Consider the following 22,247-nt stretch of genomic DNA (forward strand, 5'->3'; position numbering starts at 1 on the left):
CGGCGATGACCCCGGACTGGGAAGACGCGATGCACGACCTGGAGGCCGCCGAGGACTTCTTCGCCCTGTTCGGCGTGGACTTCGACCCGGCGGTGGTGCGGGTCAACCGGCTGCACATCCTGCAACGCTTCCACGACCGCCTGGCGACGGCGGCCATGCCCGCGGATGCGGCGGCAGGCTTCGCCCTGCATGCGGAGCTGCTCGCCGCCGCATACCACGACTTCGTCGTCTCCACGCCGAAGAAGGAGAAAATCTTCCGCGTCTTCCAGTCCCTGCCCGACGAGCCCGCCTTCGTGCCGCTCGCCGCGCTCGCGCCGAGGCACGAACCATGATCGCGGCGCGCTACGGCTATGGCGCGGCGGTGCGCGTGGTGCGCAACCTGCGCAACGACGGCACCTTCCCCGGCCACGCCACCGGAGAACTGCTGGTGCGGCGCGGGCGCATCGGCTACGTGCGCGACGTCGGCACCTTTTTGCAGGACGAGGTGATCTATTCCGTGCACTTCCTCGACGTCAACCGCGTGGTCGGCTGCCGCGAGCAGGAACTCATCCCCGCCGATGCCCCCTGGGTGGACAGCGCCTTCGACTCCCGCGACAAGGTGGCGGCGAAGAAGGCCCTCGCCCTGGGCGGCGAGACGGTGGTCGAGACGGGGGAAATCGGCGAGGTGATGCAGGTTTTGCGCGACGCGCCGGGCGAAGTGGCGTATCACGTCGCCTTCGGGGAGCACGTCTACGCGGTGCCGGAAAGCGCGCTGGCGCCGCACGCGCTGAAGGAGGATGGGGGCTGATGAGCGATCTTGCGGCCTATCACGCCTGGAACATCGCCGCGCTGCGCTTTTCCGCCGCGCCGGGCGCGCTCTCGCCGGAGCAGGCGGTCCGCCTCGCCGACGAGGTGGAGCGCGCGCAGATCCTCGAATCGCGCATTCTCGAAACCCGCGAGGCGGCGGCCATCTCCCTGCCCTACGACCGTATCGCCGCCGCGGCGGCCGGCTGGCGGCGGGAAAACCCGGACTGCCCGCTCGCCGAAGCCGAACTGTTCGAGGCGCTGCACCGCGAACTGCGGGTGCAGGCGGCGCTCGATTCCGTCGCCGCCCGCGCGCCGGAGGCGGACGAATCGCAGGCCCGCGCCTTCTATGCCGCCAATCCCGCCCGCTTCCAGAAGCCGGAACGCCGCGCGGTGCGCCATATCCTGATTACCGTCAATCCGGAGTACCCGGACAACACCGAGGACGCGGCGCACGCCCGCATCGATTCCCTCGCCGCCGCGCTCAAGGGCGGGGCCGCCTTCGCCGACCTCGCAGCGCGCCACTCCGAATGCCCCACCGCGATGCAGGGCGGCCTCGTCGGCACCGTCGCCGCGGGCGCGCTCTACCCCGCCGTCGAGAAGATCGCCTTCTCCCTCCCCGCCGGAGCGTGGGGCGGCCCGGCGCGCACCGAACTCGGCTGGCACCTCGTCGCCTGCGACGCCATCCTGCCGCCGGAAACCGTCGGCTTTGCAACCGCGGAAGCGGATATCCGCGCCCACCTGACCAAACAGGCGCGCCGCGCCGCCCAGGTGGAGTGGCTGCGCCTCCTGATGAACCGCCCGGTCGTCGTCGCGGCGTAGCCGGGATAAGCGGGGCTGCCGCCCCGCGCCCCGCCTGGGGCGATGCCCCAGCCCCCCTTCTTTTTTATGCGCGTAGCGCTATCGGCCTGTTCTCGATGCAACAGGTATCGATCGCCGCTTCGCGGCAAAAACCAAAGGTTATGGGAGGTCCGGAGGGACCGAGTCCCTCCGGGAAGGTTTGGTTTTTACGGCTTCCCGCCGATGCAGCCGAGGAAATCGGGGCCGAGTTGCGCCATGCGGCGGTGCAGGATGGCGGCGCGGCCGGCGACGTAGGCGGAGGGCGCGGCGGGGGACCAGTTGCGCGGGCTGGGCAGCGTTGCGGCGAGGAGGGCGGCCTGGCGGCGGGAGAGGCGGGCGGCGGAGGTTTTGAAGTAGCGCCTGGCGGCGGCTTCCGCGCCGTAGGTTCCGGGGCCCCATTCGGCGATGTTGAGGTAGACCTCGGCGATGCGGGTTTTCGGCCAGAGGAGTTCCATCCACAGGGTGGCGTAGGCTTCCAGCCCCTTGCGCAGGAAGTCGCGCCCCGGCCAGAGGAGGAAGTTCTTCGCGGTCTGCATCGAGATGGTGGAAGCGCCGCGCAGGCGTTTGCCGGAGTCCCAGTCTTCCACCGCGTCCTGCAGCGAGCCGAGGTCGAAGCCCCAGTGGGTGCAGAACCGGTTGTCCTCCGCGGCGATCACCGCGGCGCGCAGGTGGGGAGAGACGGCGGAGAGCGGCACCCAGGTGCGGTCGAGCCCTTCGCCCTGGGCGAGGCGGATGAGCATCAGCGGCGTGGCGGGCACCGGCAGCACGCGGAACAGGGCAAGCGCCACCGGCGGCCCGAGGAGGACCACCAGGGCGGCGGTGCGCAGTGCGGCGCGCCAGGGGAAGGGTTTGCTCGTGGGTGTCATGCCGCCGAGGATACGGGGGAGGCGGCATTTGCCGCAAGGCGGGCTTGTTCTCGCGGGGTGTGGGGCGTATCAGGGGAGAGGCGTAAAAAAGCAAAGGGGAGGCAACGCAATGAGCGAGGCGGCGGTTCTGGTGGAAGTGCGGGACGGCGTGGCGTGGGTCACGATCAACCGTCCGCAGGCGTTCAACGCGCTGGACATGGCCTGCGCGCGGCAGCTGGCGGAGGCGGCCAACCGCTGCGGCTCGGACCCGGCGGTGCGTGCGGTGGTGCTGACCGGCGCGGGGGAGAAGGCGTTCTGCGCGGGCGGCGACGTGGCGGCGTTCGCCTCCGAGCCGGAGACGGTGGACCTTTTCCTCAAGGAGATCACCGGCTATCTCAACCTCGCGGTTTCCCGCTTCGCGGCGATGGATGCGCCGGTGATCGCGGCGGTGAACGGCATTGCGGCGGGTGCGGGGCTGAGCCTCGCCGCCGGGTGCGACCTGGCGATCGCGGCGGAGACGGCGCGCTTCACCAGCGCCTACACCCAGATCGGCCTGTCGCCGGACGGCGGCTCCACCTATTTCCTCTCCCGGCTGATCGGTCCGCGCCGGGCGATGGAGCTGTACCTGGAGAACCCGGTGCTCTCCGCCTCGCAGGCGCTGGCCTGGGGCATCGTCAACCGCGTGGTGCCCGCCGAGGATCTGGTCTCGGAGGCGGGGCTTTTGGCGGCGCGGCTGGCCTCCGGGCCGACCAAAGCCCACGGCGGGGTGAAGCGGCTGCTGGCGATGGCGACCAACGACACCCTGGAGAGCCAGATGGCGCGCGAGGCGCGGCAGATCGCCGAGCTTTCGCGCACCGCCGACGGGTTGGAGGGCGTGGCCGCCTTCGCGGCGAAGCGCAAGCCCGCGTTCACCGGGCGCTGACCCCCCCTGGGGGGCGACCGTTTGAACGGCCAGGAAACGGCGAGCCGGGGATTTCCGGCGTCTCAGGCGGCCGTGTCCTGCCGCAGGCACAGTGCGCCGAAAAACTGGTTCAGCATCTGCGGCGACTGCTTTTTCATGTCGATGAACGTCGGCATACTCAGCCAAAGATACGTCAGTCCGGTGACCATGCTGCACAGGCTCAGGGCCGCGCAATGCGGATCGACCTCCTCCGGGATCAGGCCCTGCCGTTTGGCCTTGTCGAACGCCTGTTCCATCAATGCCACGGACTGGGTGACCCACGCATTGGTGCAGGTGGCGATTTGGTCGATCTCCTGGATGTACTCGCATTTGCGGAGCAGGATATCGACCACGCGGCGCGTATGCTCGCATTCGCAGAGGTACTCTATCGCGCGCGCCCAGTAATCCCGTAATGCGATCAGCGGGTTGTCCTGCTCCAGGATGGCGTCGGCCATTTCGTCGAGCGGAAGGGCCACCCTGGCGTGCATGGCGACGAACAAGTCCCCCTTGTTGGCGAAATGCCAATAGAGGGCGCCGCGCGTGACGCCGGCGGCCGTTGCGATTTCCTCAAGAGTCGTTCCGGAGACGCCTTTTTCGAAAAACAGGATTTCCGCCGCATCAAGCAGGTTTTGCCTGGTGGATTCCGCATCCGTTTTCGTCTTGCGGGCCATGGTTCCCCTCTGTCGAGTACGAAGATGTACTTATGCGGATATCCCCACGACTCCGCATGTATCTTTTTTACCCTTCCCGTCGTCCGGATAAAAGGCTGGACTTCAAGGGTAATGCATCCGCAGGAATACCGGGGTGACCGTCTGGGATGCCCGGAAGGCGACGGCATCGAAGGAGGGGACTCCCAAGAGGACGGGCGGGTCGTTGGAAAAGGCGTAGCCCTCGCTCGGCAATCCGAACAGCCCCCGCGTCAGGTGGCGGTCACCGTCTTCGTCATGATAGGCGGCCAGCGCATACACCCCCGGCCCGGGGAGGTCTATGCAGCCCTTGACGGTTCCCGGCCGTGCCGGAATGCGGAGCTTCGCCACCTTGCGCCCCTTGGCGAGGAAGTCCTCGGGCCGGCCGCCGTAGACCGAGATCTTCACGTTCCCTTTCGTCGAGCGGATGTCCTCGACCGTCACCTGGAGATGGGGGTGTTCTCCTCCAGCGAGGCAATCGCCCTCCGGCGATGCCGTTTCTGCGGCTCCGGCGCTACGGCCGGAGGGGACCGAAACGATGAGGGCGACCGCCATGCACCAAGCGATCCGGGAAAATCGTTCGCGAGCAGTCGAATGGTGACTCATCGCTTTTCCTCTCGTGTCCGGTGCGGCTTCAAGGTTGATGACGCCGGGCCGGGATGACGGTGGGGTGGTGGCTCAAGGCGAGCATTTCCGCGTCATGAGGCCAGTTGCCGTAGCACCAGATTTCCCCTGCGGTTCCGGCGAGCCATTGTTCGACGCGTCGGGCCTTTTCCTCCCCGGTGCATGCCGGAGCCGCCAGTTCGCCGGTCAATACCCCGTCTTCCACGACCATTTCGGTCGCGAGGAGGCCGTCTATCCGGAGGCCCTTCAGCCGCAACAGGATCGGCATATAGCAGGAGAGCCCCCCCGAGGCGACGAGGATGCGCCGTCCGGCGGCGCGATGCCGGGCATATGCGTCCATGGAGTCGGGCCTCCATTCGAGGCGGGGGAAGATGCGCGCCGCCGCCGCATGGACCTCGGCGATCCTCCTGCCGGAAAGCGTCCGGCGCAGGAGGGTGTTCCGGTAGATCTCGCGCCGCTGCCGGGCTGGAGCGAAAAGCGCCGCCGCCGCCGCCGCGCCGCAGGCGGAGACGTACCGCCGCGTCCCCAACAGGGCACGGAGCAGCATTCCGAGGCTGCCCTGCCGGATCAGAGTCCTGTCGAAATCGAATACGGCGACTCCCGGGGCGGGAGGCTGCCGCTCGGCCTGCCGGAGCCGGGGATCGATGCGGTCCATGATGCTCTTTCCAGCGCGATTGCGGGTCTTCCACAACGGCCGATAATAATATACATACGAGGATGTATGCACTATATCTTCACAAATGCTTGGGGGGCGCCCATACCGGGCAACCTGTTGGCTGTTACATTGGAATGGGTTCACCGTGATCGAAAAAGCGTTGATTCTCAGTGCCGGGCAAGGAAAACGGCTGCTTCCTCTGACAGAACGCAAGGCGAAGTGTTTGTTGGCGTTCAACGGGCGCACGCTTCTCGAATGGCAGATCGCGTGCCTGGCTGAGCAGGGCATCCGCGAGATCACGGTGGTGACCGGTTTTCGTGCGGAAGCCATCGACGCCATGCTTCATGCGCGGACCGTTGACGGCGTGCGGGTCGATACGCTGTTCAACCCGTTCTTCCAGGTCGCGGACAATCTGGGCAGCTGTTTCATCGCCCGGGAGATGATGCGGTCGGGTGGGTTCGTGCTGCTGAACGGCGACACCTTGTTCCATCCGCAGGTGTTCGCCCGCGCGCGGGCGCAGGCGCGAGGCCCGATCACCCTCACCGTCGATCGCAAGGACCGCTATGACGACGACGATATGAAGGTGCAGTGCGACGGCGGTCGCCTGCGCGCCGTCGGCAAGCATCTGTCCGAGACCGCCACCAACGGCGAATCGATCGGCATGACGTTCTTTTCCGCCGAAGGGGGCGCGATGTTCGCGGCGGCCGTCGAGGCGGCCCTGCACGACCCCGAAGGACTGAAGCTCTGGTATCTCAGCGTCATCGACCGCCTCGCGAGAGAGCACGAGGTGCGCATCGCCTCGATCCGGGGACTGGAGTGGTGCGAGGTGGATTACCCCAAGGATCTGGCCGCGGCGGGCGCCCTGACCGCACGGCTTTGGCACGAACGGACGCCCCGGCAAGATGGGGCGATTCCTTTGGAGCAGACCGGCAGGGCGATGTGAGTGTGGGTATCGCGGTGGTGGCGGGGGAGAAATCGGCGGACAGCCCAGACCGTCCCGGCGGCGTTTTTCGGCGGACGATGCGGAATCTTGCCTTCCTCGTGGGGGGCAAATCGGTCAGCGGCGTTCTCGGGCTGGTCTACCTGACACTGGCGGTGCGGGCCCTGGGCGTCGAGGCCTACGGACAGCTCGCCCTGATCTATGCCTTCGCGCTGACCGTCTCGACGGTCGTCAAGTTCCAGACCTGGCAGCCGATCCTGCATTACGGCACTCCCGCTTTGCAGGAAGGGCGGGTGGCGGACTTCCATCGCCTGGTGCGCTTCACGGTGGGGCTGGACGTGGCGAGTTCCGTGGCCGGCGCCGCCCTGGCGGTGGGCGGCATCTGGCTGGTCGGTCCCCGAATCGGCCTGCCGGAGGCGATTCTGCCGCAGGCCAGCGCCTTCGGAGCGTCCCTGCTGTTCATGGTCACGGCGACCCCCAACGGCCTGCTGCGCCTGTTCGACCGCTTCGACCTGCTGCTGGTGGAAGACAACGTCGAGGCGGTGATCCGTCTGGCCGGAAGTCTGCTGCTTTTCCTGATCGGCGGCGGCCTGACGGGGTTTCTGGCGGTTTGGGCGTTGTCGGTGGTCGGCAGCGGCACGGTGTGCGCCGCCCTCGCGTGGCGGGAGCTGCGCCGCCGCGTCGCCCGGGTTCCGGCGGCGGATCTCAAGGCCTCGTCTCTCACCATGGGCTTTCCGGGCATGTGGGGTTTCGTCTGGTCCACCAACATCAACTCCTCGCTGAAGCTGTTGAGAGGCCACTTCGCCACCCTGATCGTCGGAGCCCTGCTGGGCACCGCCGAAGCCGGATTGTTCCGCGTCGCCAGACAGATCGCCGAGGCCCTGGCGAAACCGGTCAAGCTGCTGACGCCGGTCGTCTATCCCGAACTGGCGCGCTTCGTCGCGGACCGCCGTTTCGGCGCGCTGCAGGCGCTCAACCGCCGGACGTTGCAGGTATCCTGCATCGGAGCGGGGGCGAGCTTTCTGCTGCTGGCCGTCGCCGGGCGCGGACTGCTCGGCGTGGTGGGGGGGGGCGAGACCGCCGTCGCCTATACCGCGATGCTGCTGCTGAGTGCCGCCGCACTGATCCGGATCGCCGTTTTCGTCCTCGAACCCACCCTGATCTCTCTCGGCCATCCGGCCCTGGCGCTGGGCGTTCAGGGAGTGGCGGCGGCGGTCTATGTCCCTCTTCTGATCGTTTCCGTGCGCGTCTTCGGGATCGAAGGGGCGGGAGGAGCCGCCGTCCTGGCGTCCCTGGTCGTGGCGGTGTTGCAACATCTGGCGGTTTCCCGGCGGGTCCGGTCACGGATCGCGGCGGAGAATTACGGACAGGGAGTAGAGACGTGACGTTGGTTAGCAAATGCACCGAGGCGGATCTCGCCGAAGAGATGCCGACCTTCCCGATGGGGACGCCGACCCTGCCGGGACTCCCACGCGAGACCGTGTTCCGGTCCTTGCCCGAGGCCCTCGACTATGCGGCGACCGGGTGCACCGGCCTGAATTTCTATTCCGGCCATCTGGACCTGGTGGAAACCCTGCCCTACCGCGACCTGCGGCGTGCGGCGATTTCCCTGGCGCGGAAGCTGCGGACCCGCGGCCTGCACCGGGGCGACCGCGTCGCCCTGGTCGCCGATACTTCGTCCGATTTCGTCACCGCTTTCGCCGCCTGCCAGTACGGCGGCCTGATCGCGGTTCCCCTGCCGCTGCCGTTGGCGTTCGGCGGGCGCGACGGCTACATCGCGCAGATCCGCCAGATGGCGGAGGGCGCCGGGATTTCGGCGATGATCGCGCCGGAGTGGGTGGCTCCCTGGTCGGAAGAGGCGATGGCCGGACTCGACCTTGCGTTCCACGGCACCGTCGGCGGGCTTTCGGAAGAGGCGGAGGCGCCGGGGCCGCTGCCCGTCGCCGAACCCGGAGATCTCAGTTACCTGCAGTTTTCCTCCGGCAGCACTCGGACGCCCGCCGGGATTGCGATCGCCCACCGGGCGCTGATGAGCAATGCCCGCGCCATCATCGAACACGGCCTCGCGCTGCGGCCCGGGGACCGCTGCGTTTCCTGGCTGCCGTTCTATCATGACATGGGGCTGGTCGGCTTCCTGCTGACGCCGATCATCGCGCAGATTTCCGTTGACTACATGGCGACGCGGGACTTCGCCCGTCGGCCGCTGAATTGGCTGCGGCTGATCGACCGCAACCACGGGACCATCAGTTACAGCCCGAGCTTCGGTTACGACCTCTGCGCCAAGCGGGTGGCGGGGGGGCGCCTGCTGCAGGCGGATCTGCATTCCTGGCGGGTGGCGGGGATCGGCGGCGACATGATCCGGCCGCATGTCCTGGAACAGTTCCACCACGCGTTCGCACCCCTGGGTTTTTCGGCCTCCGCGTTCGTGCCGAGCTACGGCCTTGCCGAATCCACCCTGGCGGTCAGTTTCGGCATGCCGCAGGGGGGAACCCGCGTCGATCGCGTCGACTCCATGCAACTGGAGTTTCGGCAGTGCGCCGTGCCCGCCGTCAACGGCGGGGTGCGGGTCCGCGAATTCGTGGTGTGCGGCCGCGTCCTCCCCGGCCATGCGGTGGAGGTGCGCGGCGAGACCGGCGCCCTCCTGGAGGAGCGCCGGGTCGGACGGGTCTTCGTGCGCGGGCCGAGCCTGATGTCCGGCTACGATCGCCGCCCCGAGGAGACCGCGGCGAGTCTCGACGCCGAGGGCTGGCTCGATACCGGCGACCTCGGGTACATGATCGGGGACGAACTGGTGATCACCGGCCGCGCCAAGGAGCTGATCATCATCAACGGCCGCAATCTGTGGCCGCAGGATCTGGAATACACGGCCGAACAGGTCGATGGCCTGCGTCCCGGCGATATCGCCGCCTTCAGCATCGAAAACCGGGAAACCCACGAGGAACAGGTCGTCGTCCTGGTGCAGTGCCGCGCTTCCGATCCGTCGGTGCGGCAGGATCTGGCGCAGGCGGTGGCCGCCGCCCTCGGCAAGACCCACGGCATCGGCGCGCTGGTGGTTCCGGTTCCCAACAACGCCCTGCCGATGACCACGTCGGGCAAGCTGCGGCGCAGCAATGCGCGCAAGGCCTTTCTGGCCGGGGAATTCACGCCGGAGGCGCCGCGATGACGGACAAACGGGGACGCCTCGTCGCCGTGACCGGCGGGACCGGCTTTCTCGGTCCGCACATCGCGGACGCCCTGCGCGCCGCGGGCTGGAGCGTCCGCCTGCTGGTGCGTCGGCGCCCGGCGGCGGCCGGAAGCGACATCGTGCCCGGCTCCCTGTTCGACGACGCGGCCCTGGACCGCCTGCTGCAGGGGGCCGATGCGGTGGTGCATGCGGCGGGCCGGATCAAGGCGGTGTCGCGGGCCGAGTTCCTCCGCGTGAACCGGGACGGCAGCCATCGTCTGGCGGCGGCGGTGATGCGGCAGCCCCGTCCGCCGCGGGTCGTCGCGGTATCCTCCCTCGCGGCGCGCGAACCCCGGCTTTCCGCCTATGCGGAGAGCAAGCGCGCCGGGGAGGAGGCCTTGCGGGAGGCGGGCATCGCGGACCTTGCGGTGGTCCGCTCCGCCGCGGTCTACGGACCCGGCGACCGGGAGACCGCCGTGTTTCTCCGCGCCGCCGATGGCCCCGTGCTGCCGGTTCCCCGGGTGCCCGGCGGACGCGTCGCGCTGATCCACGCCGCCGACGCGGCGGCGGCGGTCGCCGCGCTCGCCCCCCCCGGCATGCCGGGCGGGGTGTTCGAGATCTCCGATCGCCGCATCGACGGCTACGGCTGGCGCGAACTGGCGGAGGAAATCCTCGCCGCTTCCGGCGGCCGGGCCCGCATCGTGGAGGTGCCGCGGGCGGTCTTCCGGGCCGTCGCCGGTCTCAACGCGGCGGCGGGGCATGCCACCGGACGGGCCGTGATGCTGGCGCCGGGCAAGGTCCGCGAGCTGTTCCACCCCGACTGGTCGAGTGCCCGCGACCGCCAGCCGCCGCCCGAGATATGGAGCCCGCGGGTCGATCTGCGGGACGGATTGCGGCAGACCCTGCGTTGGCTGAACGCGGCGGCACCTGCCGAGACAAAGGATGCACGATATGCCGACTGAAGCGGAAATCACCGAGACCATCGTCATCCGGCTGCGGGCCCTCGTGCCGCCCGGCGTCGAGATCGGCCCGCAGACCTCGATCATGGGCGATCTGGGCCTGGATTCCCTGACCGTGATGAACTTCGTGATGTGGCTGGAGGACGTCTTCGACGTCTCCCTGCCGATGGACCGCATCGTCGAGATGGAAACCGTCGCCGACCTGGCCCGCGCGCTGCAGTCCCTGGGAGCGAAAGAGGCGTCATGAGCATTCTCGACAAGTTCGAGGCGCTTCGGCACGCCCATGAGGCGTTGCAGGAGCTGGGGGCCGATCCCTTCGCGGTGTGCTTCGATTCCGTCGCCTCGGCGACGGAGGGGACGGTCGCCGGCCGTCCGGTCCTGATCTTCGGCAGCAACAACTATCTCGGACTGACCTGCGACCCCGAGGTGGTTGCGCGCGGTGTTTCGGCTCTGCGCGCCTTCGGCAGCGGCACCACCGGCTCGCGCATCGCCAACGGCACCTATCTGGGCCACCGGACGCTGGAAACGCGCCTGGCCGCCTTCTTCGGGCGCCGCAACGCGATGGTGTTCACCACCGGCTATCAGGCCAACCTGGCGATGATGTCTACCCTGGCCGGGCGCGGCGATCATCTGCTGGTCGATGCCGACAGCCACGCCAGCATCTACGACGGTTGCCGCCTCGGCGCCGCGGAGGTGATCCGTTTCCGCCATAACGATCCCACCGATCTCGCCCGCCGTCTGCGCCGCCTGGAGGGTGAAGCGGGCGACCGGCTGATCGTCGTCGAAGGAATCTACAGCATGCTGGGCGACCGCGCCCGCCTCGCCGAGATCGTCGAGATCAAGCGCGCCGCCGGGGCCTGTCTGCTCGTTGACGAGGCGCACGCCTTCGGCGTTCTGGGGGAAAACGGGCGCGGCGCGGCGGAGGAGGCCTGCGTCGAAGCGGACGTGGACGTGATCGTCGGCACTTTTTCGAAGAGTCTCGGCGGCATCGGCGGGTTCGCTCTTTCGGACCTGCCGGGGTTCGACGTACTGCGGCTGGCCTGCCGCCCCTACATGTTCACCGCCTCCCTGCCGCCGTCGGTCGCCGCCGCCGCACTCGCGGCGCTGGAGCGGATCGAGCGGACGCCCTCCCTGCGCCGAACCCTGCACGCCAACGCCCGGCGCTTTTACGACGGCCTTGCCGCCGCCGGGTTCGCGCTCGGCGGCGAGGCCGGTCCGATCGTGTCGATCCGTTTGTCCGATACGCCGACCGCCGCCCGCTTCTGGGCGGCGCTGCTGGAGGCCGGAGTCTACGTCAATCTCGCCCTGCCGCCGGCCACGCCGACACTGGAACCGTTGCTGCGGTGCAGCGTCACCGCCGCCCACACGACGGCTCAGATCGACTATGCGGTGGAGACCGCCGTCGCCGTCGGCAGCCATCTGGGGGCGATCGGCGAACGCAGGAGTATCGACGGATGAACCTGCACGCATCGTCCCCGGCCGCCCCGCTCGGCATCGTCATGGGCGCATGCCCGGTTCGCCTGTGGGGCATGAGCGGCACGGAGCGGGCCCGCCGCATCCTGCTGAAAACCGGGGTTTCCGAAGTGGCCGACGCGGTCCGTGGCGATGCGCCCTGCCTGCTGCTGCGTGCCGACTGGGTGGTCGATCCCGCACTGCTCGGCCTGCTGCGGGCGGAGCCGCCGGGCGTCGCGCTGACGGTGCGCCGTGCGGACGGGTGCGAAACCGTGCTCGCCGCCCATCTCTCCGCCGCCGACGCGGCGGCGGTGTGTGCGGATGTTTCCACGCTGCCGCCCGGCGTACGGGCGATCACCTGCGCCGCCGCCGCGCCGATCTATCTGCCTGCGTTGCGCAAGCGTCTGGTTCCGGTGGTGATGCCGTTGACCGCCGAGACCGTCAGCGCCGCCGAAAAGGTGACTTTCGGCGGGGCCTACAAGGGCGTCACCGACATCGTGACGAAGTATCTCTGGCCGTGGCCGGCGCGGCAGGCGACGCGCTGGTGCGCGGAACGGGGGATCACGCCCAATGCGGTGACGCTGGCCGGTCTGCTGTTGACCGTATGCGTGCCGTTCCTGTTCGCGCACGGCTGGTTCGCGGCCGGGCTGGCCGCGGCCTGGCTGATGACTTTTCTGGATACCGTGGATGGCAAACTCGCCCGCTGCACCCTCACCTACACGCCGTTCGGGAACGTTTTCGACCATGCCATCGACCTGATCTCGCCGCCTTTCTGGTGGTGGGCGTGGCATGTCGGCTGCCGTGCCGCGGGCATCGCCTATCCGCTGCCCGAGGCCGCGCTCGCGGCGGTGGTCGGCGGCTATGTGGTTCTGCGGCTGCAGGAGGGGGCGTTCAAGCGTCTCTTCGGCATGCATATCCACGTCTGGCGCCGTTTCGACAGTCTGTTCCGCCTGGTGGTGGCGCGGCGCAATCCGATCCTTCTCATCCTCAGCGTCTCGGCGATCCTCGGCGCGCCCGGCTGGGGGATGGCGGCGACGGCGGCCTGGACCGTGATCTCGGTGGCCGTGCACGCGACCCAGATGTCCCAGGCCCTGATCGCGCGGCGGGTGCGGCCGATCGTCTCGTGGATGGCCGAATGATCCGCCTCGGCGTCATCAGCAACCGTTACAGCGACGGCAACGCCGGAACCTCGGCGCTGGCCGGGTTCGCCGCGGCGCAGCCCGACGTGGCCTTCGCCGCGCCCGGGGGCATCGCGGATCTGCCCGGGGTGCTGGCGGAATTTTCCCGCCGTGGCGTCGCCCTGCTCGCGGTGGACGGCGGCGACGGCACCCTGCGCGAGGTGCTTTCGGCACTGCCGCCCGGCGGGACATGGCCCGCCATCGCCCTGCTGCCGTCGGGCAAGACCAATCTGGTCGCCCGCGACGTCGGGTCGTGCGGTGGCGGCGTGGCGGGGTTGCGCCGTCTGCTCGAGCGCCTGCGCGGCGATCCGGACGAACTCCGGTGGACGCGGCGCTCCAGTCTGGAGGTCGTCTGGCGCGACGATCCGCACCGGATCGTGCGGGGGTTCTTCCTGGGGGCGGGGGTCTTCGTCGGCGCGACGCGCACCGCCGGGGCCTGGGCGCGTTCCCGCGGCATCAAGCAGGGCCGGGCGGTCGCCCTGGGCATGGCGCGGGTCCTCTGGCAGAGCCTTTGGGGGAGACACCATGCCGCAGTCGCGCTGAGCCTGTCCGACGAGGCCGCGGCGCAGCCCTGTTTCCTGTTTCTGGCGACGACCCTGGAGCGGCTGATGTTGGGGTTCTGGCCGTTCCCGCCGGAGGGCGAGGGCCCCCTGCATTGGCTCGCGCTCCGGGCGCCGCCGCGCCGGCTGCTCGGTGCCCTGTGGGCGGCCCGGCGCGGCCGCCTGGGGGCCGATTCCGGACGAGGCCGCGAGGGCGGGCGTTGCCGAGGCTTGAGCCTGCGCCTGAATGACCGTTTCGTCGTCGATGGTGAGATCTTCACACCGGGAGAACACGGCGTTCTCCTGCGTGCCGGTCCCGTCGTGCGGTTCGTCCACGGCTAGGCCGGAGGGGGAGGCATGCCCGATCGCGCGCATCTTCGTTCTCTCCTGTGGGAGGAACTGGCGCGTCCGGTTCCGGACGACGTCCGCGCCATGGCCGCAACGATCGCCCGCCGCCACGGCGGCGGCGTGGCCGCCGTGCTGTTCTACGGCTCGCGTCTGCGTGCCCCCGAGACCGCGGCGATGGCCGACCTCTACGTCCTGGTTGACGGCTACCGCGCCTTCCACGGCGGACGCGCGGCGGCGCTGGCCAACCGGGTGTTGCCGCCGACGGTGCGGTTTCTGCCTGCCGCGGACGGCGGCGCCGGGTTCAAGGCGGCGGTGATCTCGCTGCGGCAGTTTCGCCGCCGGATGCGGCCCGACGCCATCGACACCACCCTGTGGGCGCGGTTCTGCCAGCCCGCCGCTCTCGCCTATTGCCGCGATGCCGAGGCCCGCCGCCAGGTCGTCGATGCCCTGGCCGCGGCGGCGGCCGCGGCGGTCCACTGGGCGGCGCGCCTCTGCCCGGAGACCACCACCGCCGAGGAACTGTGGCGCACCCTGTTCCGGCGGACCTACGGCGCCGAACTGCGCGTCGAAGATGCGGCCCGCGCCGACGCCCTGTACGCCGCCGCCGCCGCCCGCTACGACGCCCTGCTGCCTGCTGTCCTGACCGGAGACGAGTTGGTCCGTAGCGCCGACGGCACATTCCGGCGTGTCCTGCCCGCTCCCGCCGTCGCTGCGGCGCGCGCGGCGTGGCGGCGCAGGCGGGGCCTGGGCAAGGCGCTCAACCTGGCGCGGCTGGCGAAGGCGCTGTTCACCTTCGGGGGAGGCATCGGCTACATCGTGGACAAGCTCGAACGTCATTCCGGACGGCGCATCGCGCTGACGCCCTGGCAGCGCCGCCATCCGCTGCTGGCGGCGCCGGGGGTGATCGCCGATCTGCTCCGGCGGGGGATCATCCGATGAGCGCTCCCCTCCGCATCGAACGCGTGGATGGAGGGAGCGGCCTCGACGCCTTCATCCGGGTGCCGTTCGGGCTGTACCGCGACGATCCCAACTGGGTGCCGCCGCTGCTGCTGGAACGGCGCCGGGCGCTTGCCCCGGGAGGCACGCCATATCTGCGGCGCGCCGACGTCGCCCTGTGGATCGCCCGGCGCGGCGGCCGTGCGGTCGGGCGGATCAGCGCCCAGATCGATCCGCTCGCGCTGGAGCGCGATCCGGGCACCGGGCACTTCGGCCTGATCGCCGCCGAGGACGACCCCGAGGTTTTCGCCGCCTTGCTGGGCGCGGCCGAGGAGTGGTTGCGGGCGCGGGGCATGGAGCGCGTGCGCGGCCCGTTCAACCTGTCGATCAACGAGGAGAGCGGGGTCCTGGTGGACGGCTTTTCGACGCCGCCGATGCTGATGATGCCGCACGATCCGCCCTATCTCGGGGGGCGCCTCGCGGCAGCCGGGTACGACCCGGTCAAGGACATCCTCGCCTACCGCCTGGACCCGCACGACGTGCCGGAGGCGCTGCTCGCGGTGCTCGACAGGCAGCCGCCGTCCGGCGTCGCGATCCGGCCGCTGCGCTGGGCCGACTACCGGGAGGAGGTGCGCCGCCTGGTGGAGATTTTCAACGACGCCTGGTGCGGCAACTGGGGGTTCGTGCCGATCACCGGCGAGGAGATCGAAGTGATGGCGCGCGAATTGCGGCCGCTGATCGACGAACGCCTGGTCTGGTTCGCCGAGGCCGATGGAGAGGCGGTGGCCTTCATCGTCTGCCTGCCCAACCTCAACGAGGCGATCGCCGACCTGAACGGGCGTCTGTGGCCGCTGGGGTGGGCGCGGCTCCTCTGGCGCATCCGGATGCGCCGGCTGACGACCGCGCGGGTGCCGCTGATGGGGGTGCGCAAGCGGATGTCGCAGACCCTGCTCGGCAGCGCGTTGCCGTTCCTGTTGATCGGGGCGCTGCGGCGCGAGGTCCTGAAACGGCGGGTACGGGCCGTGGAAATCTCCTGGGTGCTGGAGGACAATCGCCCGATGCGCGCCGTCGCGGAGGCCCTGTGCGGCCCGGCCTATAAGACCTGTCGCCTCTACGAGAGGGCGTTGCGATGATCGAACAGCCCTTGCACGTGCTGATTCTGGCGGGGCGGCGTGGCGGCGACGATCCGGTCGCACGCGCCGCCGGGGTCTCCCACAAGGCCCTGGCGGCGGTCGGCGGCGTGCCGATGATCGAACGGGTGGTGATGACCCTGCGCGAGGCCTTGCCGTTCTGCATTCCCCACATTGCCATCGACGCCACGCCGGAGGTGGCTTCGGTTCTCGACGCGCTGGCGGACAAGGTCCGTATCGAGGTGGTCCCGGCCGGTGCGTCGCCGTGCGCCACCGTTGCCGCCGCACTGGATCGGGCGGGTACGGCGCCGCCGCTTCTCGTCACCACCGCCGATCATCCGCTGCTCACCCCGGCCATGGTGCGCCACTTCCTCGACCATCTGCCGGCGGGAGCCGGCGCCGCGGCGGGCGTCGCCGCCCGCGAGACGATCACCGCCCGCTATCCCGCGGCGCGGCGGACCTATTGGCGATTTGGGGACAGGCAGTTCAGCGGCTGCAACCTGTTCTATCTGGGGCCGGGCGGCGGCGCGCATGTCGTCGCGTTCTGGCGGCGGCTGGAGCGCGACCGCAAGCGCCCCTGGGCGGTGGTCCGCCGCCTCGGCCTGGGGCCGCTGCTGCGATTCGGCTGCGGCCGCCTGTCCCTGGCGCAGGCGTTGCGCCTCCTGGAGGACAAGGTCGGGGCGCGGGTGATCGCCGTCGATATGCCGTTCGCCGAAGCGGCGATCGACGTCGATCGCCCCGCCGACCTGCGCCTGGCCGAGGAGATTCTGGGGCGGGCGCCGCCATGAAGCGGATCGACCGCTATCTGCTGACGGAACTGTCGAAGAGGCTGGCGGTCGCCCTGGCGGTGGTCCTGATCTCCCTGGTGATCGAGCGGTTGCTGCGCCTGTTCGATCTGGTCAGCATGAAGGGCGGTCCCCTCGATCTGGTCTGGCGCATGGTGCTGATGCTGGTGCCGCACTACCTGGGCTTGGCCCTGCCTGCGGGCTTCTTCGTCAGCATCTTTCTGGTGGTGGCGCGGTTCAGCCGGGACAGCGAATTCGACGCGCTGCTGGCCGGCGGCGTTTCTCCCGGCCGCTTTTCTGCGCCCTTCTTCGGCGCCGCCCTGGTCCTGACGGGGATGAGCATCGGAATCTACGGCTATGTCCAGCCCTACACCCGCTACGACTACCGGGCGATTCATTATCTGGTGATGAATATCCCCTGGGTTGCGCGCATTCCGGAGCTTTCCTTCTCCCGCGTCGATAAGGACGCCACGGTGTCCGCCGACCGCGTGGACGAGACGGGCCGCGAGCTGTCCGGCGTGTTCATCCACATGGCGCAGGACGGCCGGGACGTTACCGTCACCGCGCGGACGGGGAAACTGCTGTTCGGGCCGGGCAACGCCTATTACCGGTTGCGGCTGTTCGACGGCGTGCGGCTGGAGATGCGGGAGGCGGGGAGCCCTACCGTCACCCGCTTCGACGAGGTGACGCTACAGAGGGACTTCGCCACCACGGTGGCGCCGTTTCGCGCGCGCGGCAACGACGTGCGCGAACTCAGCCTTGGCGAACTGGCGCGCGGGGGCGGCGCGGTGCGCGGCGCGTGGACGAAGGCCGGGGTGCGGGCCGAACTGCATGCCCGCCTGATCCGCGCGCTGGCCCTGCCGTTTTTGCCGTTTCTGGCGATTCCCCTGGCCCTGACGGCGAAGCGCAGCCGCAAGAGCGTCGGCATCGCCGTCGGCGCGGTCCTGCTGGTGCTGTACCATTACGTGTTGCAGACCCTGCAGGGGCTTGCCGCCTCCGGACGCCTGCCGGTGGGGTGGATGTGGCTGAGTCTGGCGGTGTTCGCCGGTCTTTCGGCCCTGTTGTTCCGGCGCGTTCAGAGCAATCCGGGGCAGAACCCCCTGGACGTGCCGCTTGCCGTCCTGGACGATGCCCTGGGCCGGGTCGGCCCGCTGTTCCGGCATTTGCGGCGGGGGTGGCGATGACCCTGGTGCGCTATCTGTCGCGGCTGTTCCTGACGCGGTTTCTGGCGGTTCTTCTGGCGCTGAGCGCACTGGTCGAACTGCTGGACCTGCTGGACGCGATCCGCCGCCTGCTCGGCCCCCGTTCCGACCCGTCGAACGTGGTGACCTTCAGCCTGTTGCGGCTGCCGCTCGCCATGGAGCAGTTGTTCCTGCTTGCCGTTCTGATCGGCGCGGTTCTGGCCTTTCGTTCCCTGGTGCAGAACAACGAGATCGACATGCTGCGCGCCGCCGGGGTGTCGCCGTACCGTCTATTGGCGTGCCTGCTGCCGCTGGCGGGAGGACTCGCGGTGTCGTATTTCCTCATCGTCGATCGCGTCGCTCCGGCGGCGGAGCGTGCCTTCGCGGAGTGGTGGAGTACGGTTTCCCCGGATTCCGAGGATGCCGACGAGTCGGCCCCTCGGCTGCTGTGGCTGCGCGCGGGACGGGAGATCGTTTCCATCGCCGCGGTCGAGGACGAAGGACGGCGGCTCGTGGACGTCACCCGTTACCGGCGCGACGCCGACGGCCTGTTGACCCTGCGAATCCGGGCCGGGGAGGCCGAGTTCGACGGCGTGTCCTGGCATTTGCGCGACGTCGGGATTCTGCACGTCACCGCCGACGGCGCGGCCGGTGAACGCCGCGATGCGATGCCCTGGGAGGGCGCTCCGCCGACCCGCAACTTCCGGGAGATCGCCCTGCCCACCGAGCGCCTGACGAGCGGCAGGAGCCGCGAGGTGCTGGCCGGCGAGTGGGCAGGCGTCGCCGGGAGCGCCCATTACCGGACCCTGGTGCAGAAAAGCCTGTGCTCGCCCGTCCTGCCGCTCCTGATGCTGCTGCTGGCGATGCCCGCGGCGACGGGCGGGCGGCGCACCGGGGGCATGGCGCGCGGCATGACCGTCGGGCTGACGATGGGACTTCTGTTCCTGGTCCTCAACGGTGTCCTGCTTTCGATGAGCGAGACCGGTGCGCTGCCGGCGATCATCGCGGTGTGGGCCGCTCCGGCGATCTTCGCCGCCCTCGGCACGGCCCTGCTGCTGCATAACGAGGAATGATGCCCCGCCATCGCCGTCATGCTCCGGCCTTGCCGAGGGTGTGGAGCGGAGGCGCGGCAGATCGCCGAGCTTTCGCGCGCCGCCGACGGGTTGGAGGGCGTGGCCGCCTTCGCGGCGAAGCGCAAGCCCGCGTTCACCGGGCGCTGAGCGGCCAAAGAAAGAAAAAGCCCCCTGGCGAGCCAGGGGGCAAAAGTTTGAACAGGGAGGCTTCACGTCAAGGAGACGTCGGACCGTCAAAAAACGGCCCGGGCGGCATTGGGGTATCGGGTTGCCGCCGGACCCGAACGCGGAAGGCCGAGGGGGTCCCGGCCTTGCGGGGCATGTTTTAGGTCAAAGCCACTGCCCTAACCATCTTGATTTTCGAAATCGAGGTATGCGCCGATCGCATGGGTGTGACGGCTGTCACCCGCTCAGGTTATGGCTTTGTGACAGGCGGGGCATAGTCCGTGGCGATCTTCTTCAGCAGGAAGTCGCGGAACACCGCGACGCGCTTGGAGTGGCGCATCTCCTGCGGATAGACGAACCAGGCGTCGAAGGACGGGCCGTCCATCTCCGGCAGCACCCGCACCAGGCCCGCAAGCTCGGGGGAGAGGTAGTCCGGCAGCGCGCCGATGCCCAGGCCGCTGCGCACCGCCTGGAGGATGCCGTGGACGTTGTTGACCTTGAGGACGGGGCGGCGGCCGCCGCTGCGCCCGGTCTGGTAGGTGAGCAGCCAGTTCATGTTGTCCACCGGCGGGCGGGTGTCCTCGCCGTAGACGATGACGCGGTGCTCGTCGAGGCTGCTCGCCGCCTTGGGCGTGCCGTGCGCCTCGAGGTAGGCGGGCGCGGCGTAGAGGTGGTAGTGCATGGTGAAGAGGTTGCGCTGGATGAGGTCCGGCTGGTGCGGCGCCTTGAAGCGGATGCCGACATCGGCGGCGCGCATCGCAAGGTCGAGCTCCGCGTCGTCGAGGACCAGCGAGACCTGGATTTCCGGATAGGTTTCGATGAACTCGCCGATGCGCGGGGCCAGCCACATCGCGCCGAAGGCGACCGTGGTGGTGATCTTGAAGGGGCCCTCGGGGCGCAGCTTGCTTTCGGTGAGGCGGGCCTCGGCCATGGCGAGCTTGGCGAACACGTCGTGGACGGTGCGGTAGAGGTCCTCGCCCTGCTCGGTGAGCAGGAGGCCGCGGGCATGGCGGTGGAACAGCGGAATGCGCAGGCTTTCTTCCAGCGCGCCGACCTGGCGGCTCACCGCCGACTGGCTGAGGTTGAGGATCTCCCCGGCGCGGGTGAAGCTGCCGGCCTCCGCCACCGCATGGAAGATGCGCAGCTTGTCCCAGTCCATGGTGGTGCCCTGGCGCGAAATCATGCAATCCCCCGTCGCTGAGCGAAGAGATCCGTCCCCGAGCCAACCTTAAGCCGAAAAACCAAGCCACGGCAAGGGTTTCCCCCTGCCGTGGCGGGCTTGTGGATGATTTTTCCGCTCAGATTTCGGCGCCGTGCGCGACCAGGAAGTGGTCGGCCTCGATCGCCGCCATGCAGCCGGTGCCCGCGGCGGTGACCGCCTGGCGGAAGATGCGGTCCTGCACGTCGCCCGCGGCGAAGACGCCGGGCACGTTGGTCGCCGTGGAGTCCGGCTTGGTGACCAGATAGCCCTCCGCGTCGGTGTCGAGCACGCCCTTGAACAGCTGGGTGTTCGGGGTGTGGCCGATGGCGACGAACACGCCTTCGGCCGGAATGTCGGTGAGCGCGCCGGTCTTGACGTTCTTGACGCGCAGGCCGTTCACCGCCTTGGGCTCGCCGTCGCCGAGAATCTCCTCCGGCACCGAATCCCACACCACTTTGATCTTCGGGTTGGCGAACAGGTGCTCCTGCATCACCCGCTCGGCGCGCAGGGCGTCGCGGCGGTGCACCAGGGTCACCGACTTGGCGTGGTTGGTGAGGAAGATCGCCTCCTCCACCGCGGTGTTGCCGCCGCCGATGATCGCCACGTCCTTGCCGCGGAAGAAGAAGGCGTCGCAGGTGGCGCAGGCGGACACGCCGAAACCGCGGTATTCGGTCTCGCTCGGAATGCCGAGCCAGCGCGCCGTGGCGCCGGTGGCGACGATCAGGGTTTCGCCTTCGTAGACGTCGCCCGAGTCCCCGACGCAGCGGAACGGCCGCTTGCCGAGGTCGGCCTCGGTGATGATGTCGTAGATCACCTCGGCGCCGACGCGCTCGGCCTGCGCCTGCATCTGCTCCATCAGCTCCGGCCCCTGCACGCCTTCGGGGAAGCCGGGGAAGTTATCGACGTCGGTGGTCAGGGTGAGCTGCCCGCCCGGCTGCAACCCGGCGACCAGAAGGGGCTTCAGGTTGGCGCGCGCGGCGTAGATCGCCGCAGTCAGCCCGGCGGCGCCGGAGCCGATGATCAGAACCTTGGTGGAATACGTGGTCATGATGTCTCTCAGGGGTGGGAGGGGGCGTTTCGGGTCTATGAGGATTCGCTATAGAAAATAGGAAACATTCAAGGTTGGCGCAACGCGAACCGCCGCGCCGCACCGCCGCGGAAAGGCCCAGGATGGCCGATTGTCCGATGGAAAAAAACCGGATAGATCGGGGCGGTTCAGGCCCGGCATTGCATTTCCGTTGTGCCGGATACAGATTGAGAGTAATAAAATTTCAAATTCCAGCCCGGCCGCCGGTCCGGGCGCACGAGGGGGATGCATCGTCCATGCAACGGGTCAAACTCGATCGGGTGGATCGCCAGATTCTGGCGGATTTGCAGGCCGACGGCCGCATCACCAACGTCGATCTGGCGCGCCGCGCCGGGATTTCTGCGCCGCCGTGCCTGCGCCGGGTGCGCGCATTGGAAGACGCGGGCATCATCCGCGGCTACCATGCGGCGATCGACCCGGGGGCTCTCGGCTACAACGTCACGGTGTTCGCGCAGGTGGCGCTCAACTCCCATGCGGAGGGCGACCTCAAGGCCTTCGAGGACCGCGCCGCGGCCTGGCCGGAGGTGCGGGAGTGCTACATGCTGGCGGGCGAGACCGACTTTCTGCTGAAGGTGGTCGCCCGCGACTGGGAGGACTACCAGAAGTTCCTCACCACCCGGCTCACCGCCGCGCCCAACGTCGGGCACGTCACCACGGCGCTCGCCATCCGCTCGGCGAAGCAGGAGCCGGGGGTGCCGATCTCCACCATTGCGCCCGAGCGCGAATAACCCGCGGTT

At 69.2% G+C, this 22,247-nt stretch carries 25 protein-coding genes; 19 read left to right on the top strand and 6 right to left on the bottom strand.

Annotated elements, in window-relative coordinates; translation table 11 throughout:
- The first annotated feature begins 5 nt into the window (after window positions 1–5).
- From O7R11_RS10350 to nifM, 3 genes are read left to right on the top strand one after another with little or no spacing between them, the layout of a single operon-like run.
- Window positions 6–332, top strand: a complete 327-nt coding sequence (locus O7R11_RS10350; protein WP_337997440.1) for a nitrogenase-stabilizing/protective protein NifW — start codon at window positions 6–8, stop codon at window positions 330–332.
- Window positions 329–787, top strand: a complete 459-nt coding sequence (locus O7R11_RS10355) for a nitrogen fixation protein NifZ (RefSeq protein ID WP_337997441.1) — start codon at window positions 329–331, stop codon at window positions 785–787. The genes O7R11_RS10350 and O7R11_RS10355 overlap by 4 nt, the downstream gene beginning before the upstream one ends.
- Window positions 787–1,605: a nitrogen fixation protein NifM gene (nifM, locus tag O7R11_RS10360; protein WP_337997442.1), complete on the top strand. Its 819-nt coding sequence runs from the start codon at window positions 787–789 to the stop codon at window positions 1,603–1,605. Before O7R11_RS10355 ends, nifM begins: the two co-directional genes overlap by 1 nt.
- Before the next feature lie 185 nt (window positions 1,606–1,790).
- Here the strand turns inward: nifM and mtgA are convergent, their stop codons facing one another.
- Window positions 1,791–2,489: a monofunctional biosynthetic peptidoglycan transglycosylase gene (gene mtgA, locus O7R11_RS10365; RefSeq protein WP_337997443.1), complete on the bottom strand. Its 699-nt coding sequence runs from the start codon at window positions 2,487–2,489 to the stop codon at window positions 1,791–1,793.
- Between the two features lie 109 nt (window positions 2,490–2,598).
- On the opposite strand from mtgA, the gene O7R11_RS10370 reads away from it, so the two are divergent.
- Window positions 2,599–3,390 (top strand): enoyl-CoA hydratase-related protein, encoded by a 792-nt coding sequence (locus O7R11_RS10370; protein WP_337997444.1) that lies wholly within the window; start codon window positions 2,599–2,601, stop codon window positions 3,388–3,390.
- 62 nt (window positions 3,391–3,452) lie between these two features.
- Here the strand turns inward: O7R11_RS10370 and O7R11_RS10375 are convergent, their stop codons facing one another.
- The 3 genes from O7R11_RS10375 to O7R11_RS10385 all read right to left on the bottom strand — a co-directional run bounded on the left by O7R11_RS10375 (window position 3,453) and on the right by O7R11_RS10385 (window position 5,373).
- Entirely contained in the window at window positions 3,453–4,079 is a 627-nt protein-coding gene (locus tag O7R11_RS10375; protein WP_337997445.1) for a TetR family transcriptional regulator, read from the bottom strand.
- Window positions 4,080–4,181: 102 nt separating this feature from the next.
- Window positions 4,182–4,649, bottom strand: coding sequence for a DUF2141 domain-containing protein (locus tag O7R11_RS10380; RefSeq protein WP_337997446.1), 468 nt, complete (start codon window positions 4,647–4,649; stop codon window positions 4,182–4,184).
- Window positions 4,650–4,728: 79 nt separating this feature from the next.
- On the bottom strand, window positions 4,729–5,373 hold the full coding sequence (locus O7R11_RS10385) for an HAD family hydrolase (RefSeq protein WP_337997447.1): 645 nt from the start codon (window positions 5,371–5,373) through the stop codon (window positions 4,729–4,731).
- A 145-nt stretch (window positions 5,374–5,518) separates the two neighbouring features.
- Between O7R11_RS10385 and O7R11_RS10390 the strand changes: the two genes are divergently transcribed.
- The 14 genes from O7R11_RS10390 (at window position 5,519) to O7R11_RS10455 (ending at window position 19,204) form a co-directional block, all read left to right on the top strand.
- Complete coding sequence (locus O7R11_RS10390; protein WP_337997448.1) at window positions 5,519–6,316, top strand: phosphocholine cytidylyltransferase family protein; 798 nt, start codon at window positions 5,519–5,521, stop codon at window positions 6,314–6,316.
- Between the two features lie 77 nt (window positions 6,317–6,393).
- Window positions 6,394–7,698, top strand: a complete 1,305-nt coding sequence (locus O7R11_RS10395; RefSeq protein WP_337997449.1) for a lipopolysaccharide biosynthesis protein — start codon at window positions 6,394–6,396, stop codon at window positions 7,696–7,698.
- Window positions 7,695–9,476, top strand: coding sequence for a fatty acyl-AMP ligase (locus O7R11_RS10400; RefSeq protein WP_337997450.1), 1,782 nt, complete (start codon window positions 7,695–7,697; stop codon window positions 9,474–9,476). The genes O7R11_RS10395 and O7R11_RS10400 overlap by 4 nt, the downstream gene beginning before the upstream one ends.
- Window positions 9,473–10,438, top strand: coding sequence for an NAD-dependent epimerase/dehydratase family protein (locus O7R11_RS10405; protein ID WP_337997451.1), 966 nt, complete (start codon window positions 9,473–9,475; stop codon window positions 10,436–10,438). The genes O7R11_RS10400 and O7R11_RS10405 overlap by 4 nt, the downstream gene beginning before the upstream one ends.
- A complete protein-coding gene (locus O7R11_RS10410) occupies window positions 10,428–10,682 on the top strand; it encodes an acyl carrier protein (RefSeq protein ID WP_337997452.1) in 255 nt (84 codons plus the stop codon). Before O7R11_RS10405 ends, O7R11_RS10410 begins: the two co-directional genes overlap by 11 nt.
- Window positions 10,679–11,893, top strand: coding sequence for a serine palmitoyltransferase (gene spt / locus O7R11_RS10415; RefSeq protein ID WP_337997453.1), 1,215 nt, complete (start codon window positions 10,679–10,681; stop codon window positions 11,891–11,893). The genes O7R11_RS10410 and spt overlap by 4 nt, the downstream gene beginning before the upstream one ends.
- On the top strand, window positions 11,890–13,026 hold the full coding sequence (locus O7R11_RS10420; protein ID WP_337997454.1) for a CDP-alcohol phosphatidyltransferase family protein: 1,137 nt from the start codon (window positions 11,890–11,892) through the stop codon (window positions 13,024–13,026). The genes spt and O7R11_RS10420 overlap by 4 nt, the downstream gene beginning before the upstream one ends.
- Complete coding sequence (locus tag O7R11_RS10425; RefSeq protein ID WP_337997455.1) at window positions 13,011–13,946, top strand: diacylglycerol kinase family protein; 936 nt, start codon at window positions 13,011–13,013, stop codon at window positions 13,944–13,946. Before O7R11_RS10420 ends, O7R11_RS10425 begins: the two co-directional genes overlap by 16 nt.
- Window positions 13,947–13,961: 15 nt before the next feature.
- On the top strand, window positions 13,962–14,891 hold the full coding sequence (locus O7R11_RS10430) for a hypothetical protein (protein ID WP_337997456.1): 930 nt from the start codon (window positions 13,962–13,964) through the stop codon (window positions 14,889–14,891).
- Complete coding sequence (locus O7R11_RS10435) at window positions 14,888–16,021, top strand: dATP pyrophosphohydrolase (RefSeq protein ID WP_337997457.1); 1,134 nt, start codon at window positions 14,888–14,890, stop codon at window positions 16,019–16,021. The genes O7R11_RS10430 and O7R11_RS10435 overlap by 4 nt, the downstream gene beginning before the upstream one ends.
- On the top strand, window positions 16,018–16,806 hold the full coding sequence (locus tag O7R11_RS10440; RefSeq protein ID WP_337997458.1) for a nucleotidyltransferase family protein: 789 nt from the start codon (window positions 16,018–16,020) through the stop codon (window positions 16,804–16,806). The genes O7R11_RS10435 and O7R11_RS10440 overlap by 4 nt, the downstream gene beginning before the upstream one ends.
- Entirely contained in the window at window positions 16,803–17,987 is a 1,185-nt protein-coding gene (locus O7R11_RS10445; RefSeq protein WP_337997459.1) for an LptF/LptG family permease, read from the top strand. Before O7R11_RS10440 ends, O7R11_RS10445 begins: the two co-directional genes overlap by 4 nt.
- On the top strand, window positions 17,984–19,057 hold the full coding sequence (locus tag O7R11_RS10450) for an LptF/LptG family permease (protein WP_337997460.1): 1,074 nt from the start codon (window positions 17,984–17,986) through the stop codon (window positions 19,055–19,057). Before O7R11_RS10445 ends, O7R11_RS10450 begins: the two co-directional genes overlap by 4 nt.
- An 18-nt stretch (window positions 19,058–19,075) precedes the next feature.
- A complete protein-coding gene (locus O7R11_RS10455; protein WP_337997461.1) occupies window positions 19,076–19,204 on the top strand; it encodes a hypothetical protein in 129 nt (42 codons plus the stop codon).
- Between the two features lie 268 nt (window positions 19,205–19,472).
- On the opposite strand, the gene O7R11_RS10460 is transcribed toward O7R11_RS10455, so the two are convergent.
- The gene (locus tag O7R11_RS10460) at window positions 19,473–20,405 is read right to left on the bottom strand and encodes a LysR family transcriptional regulator (RefSeq protein ID WP_337997462.1); all 933 of its coding nucleotides are present in this window, start codon (window positions 20,403–20,405) and stop codon (window positions 19,473–19,475) included.
- Between the two features lie 115 nt (window positions 20,406–20,520).
- Window positions 20,521–21,471, bottom strand: coding sequence for a thioredoxin-disulfide reductase (trxB, locus tag O7R11_RS10465; RefSeq protein ID WP_337997463.1), 951 nt, complete (start codon window positions 21,469–21,471; stop codon window positions 20,521–20,523).
- 275 nt (window positions 21,472–21,746) lie between these two features.
- On the opposite strand from trxB, the gene O7R11_RS10470 reads away from it, so the two are divergent.
- Entirely contained in the window at window positions 21,747–22,238 is a 492-nt protein-coding gene (locus O7R11_RS10470; RefSeq protein ID WP_337997464.1) for an Lrp/AsnC family transcriptional regulator, read from the top strand.
- The last annotated feature ends 9 nt before the right edge of the window (window positions 22,239–22,247 follow it).

Source organism: Oleispirillum naphthae, from assembly GCA_027864655.1.
Classification (GTDB): Bacteria; Pseudomonadota; Alphaproteobacteria; order Rhodospirillales; family Rhodospirillaceae; genus Oleispirillum; species Oleispirillum naphthae.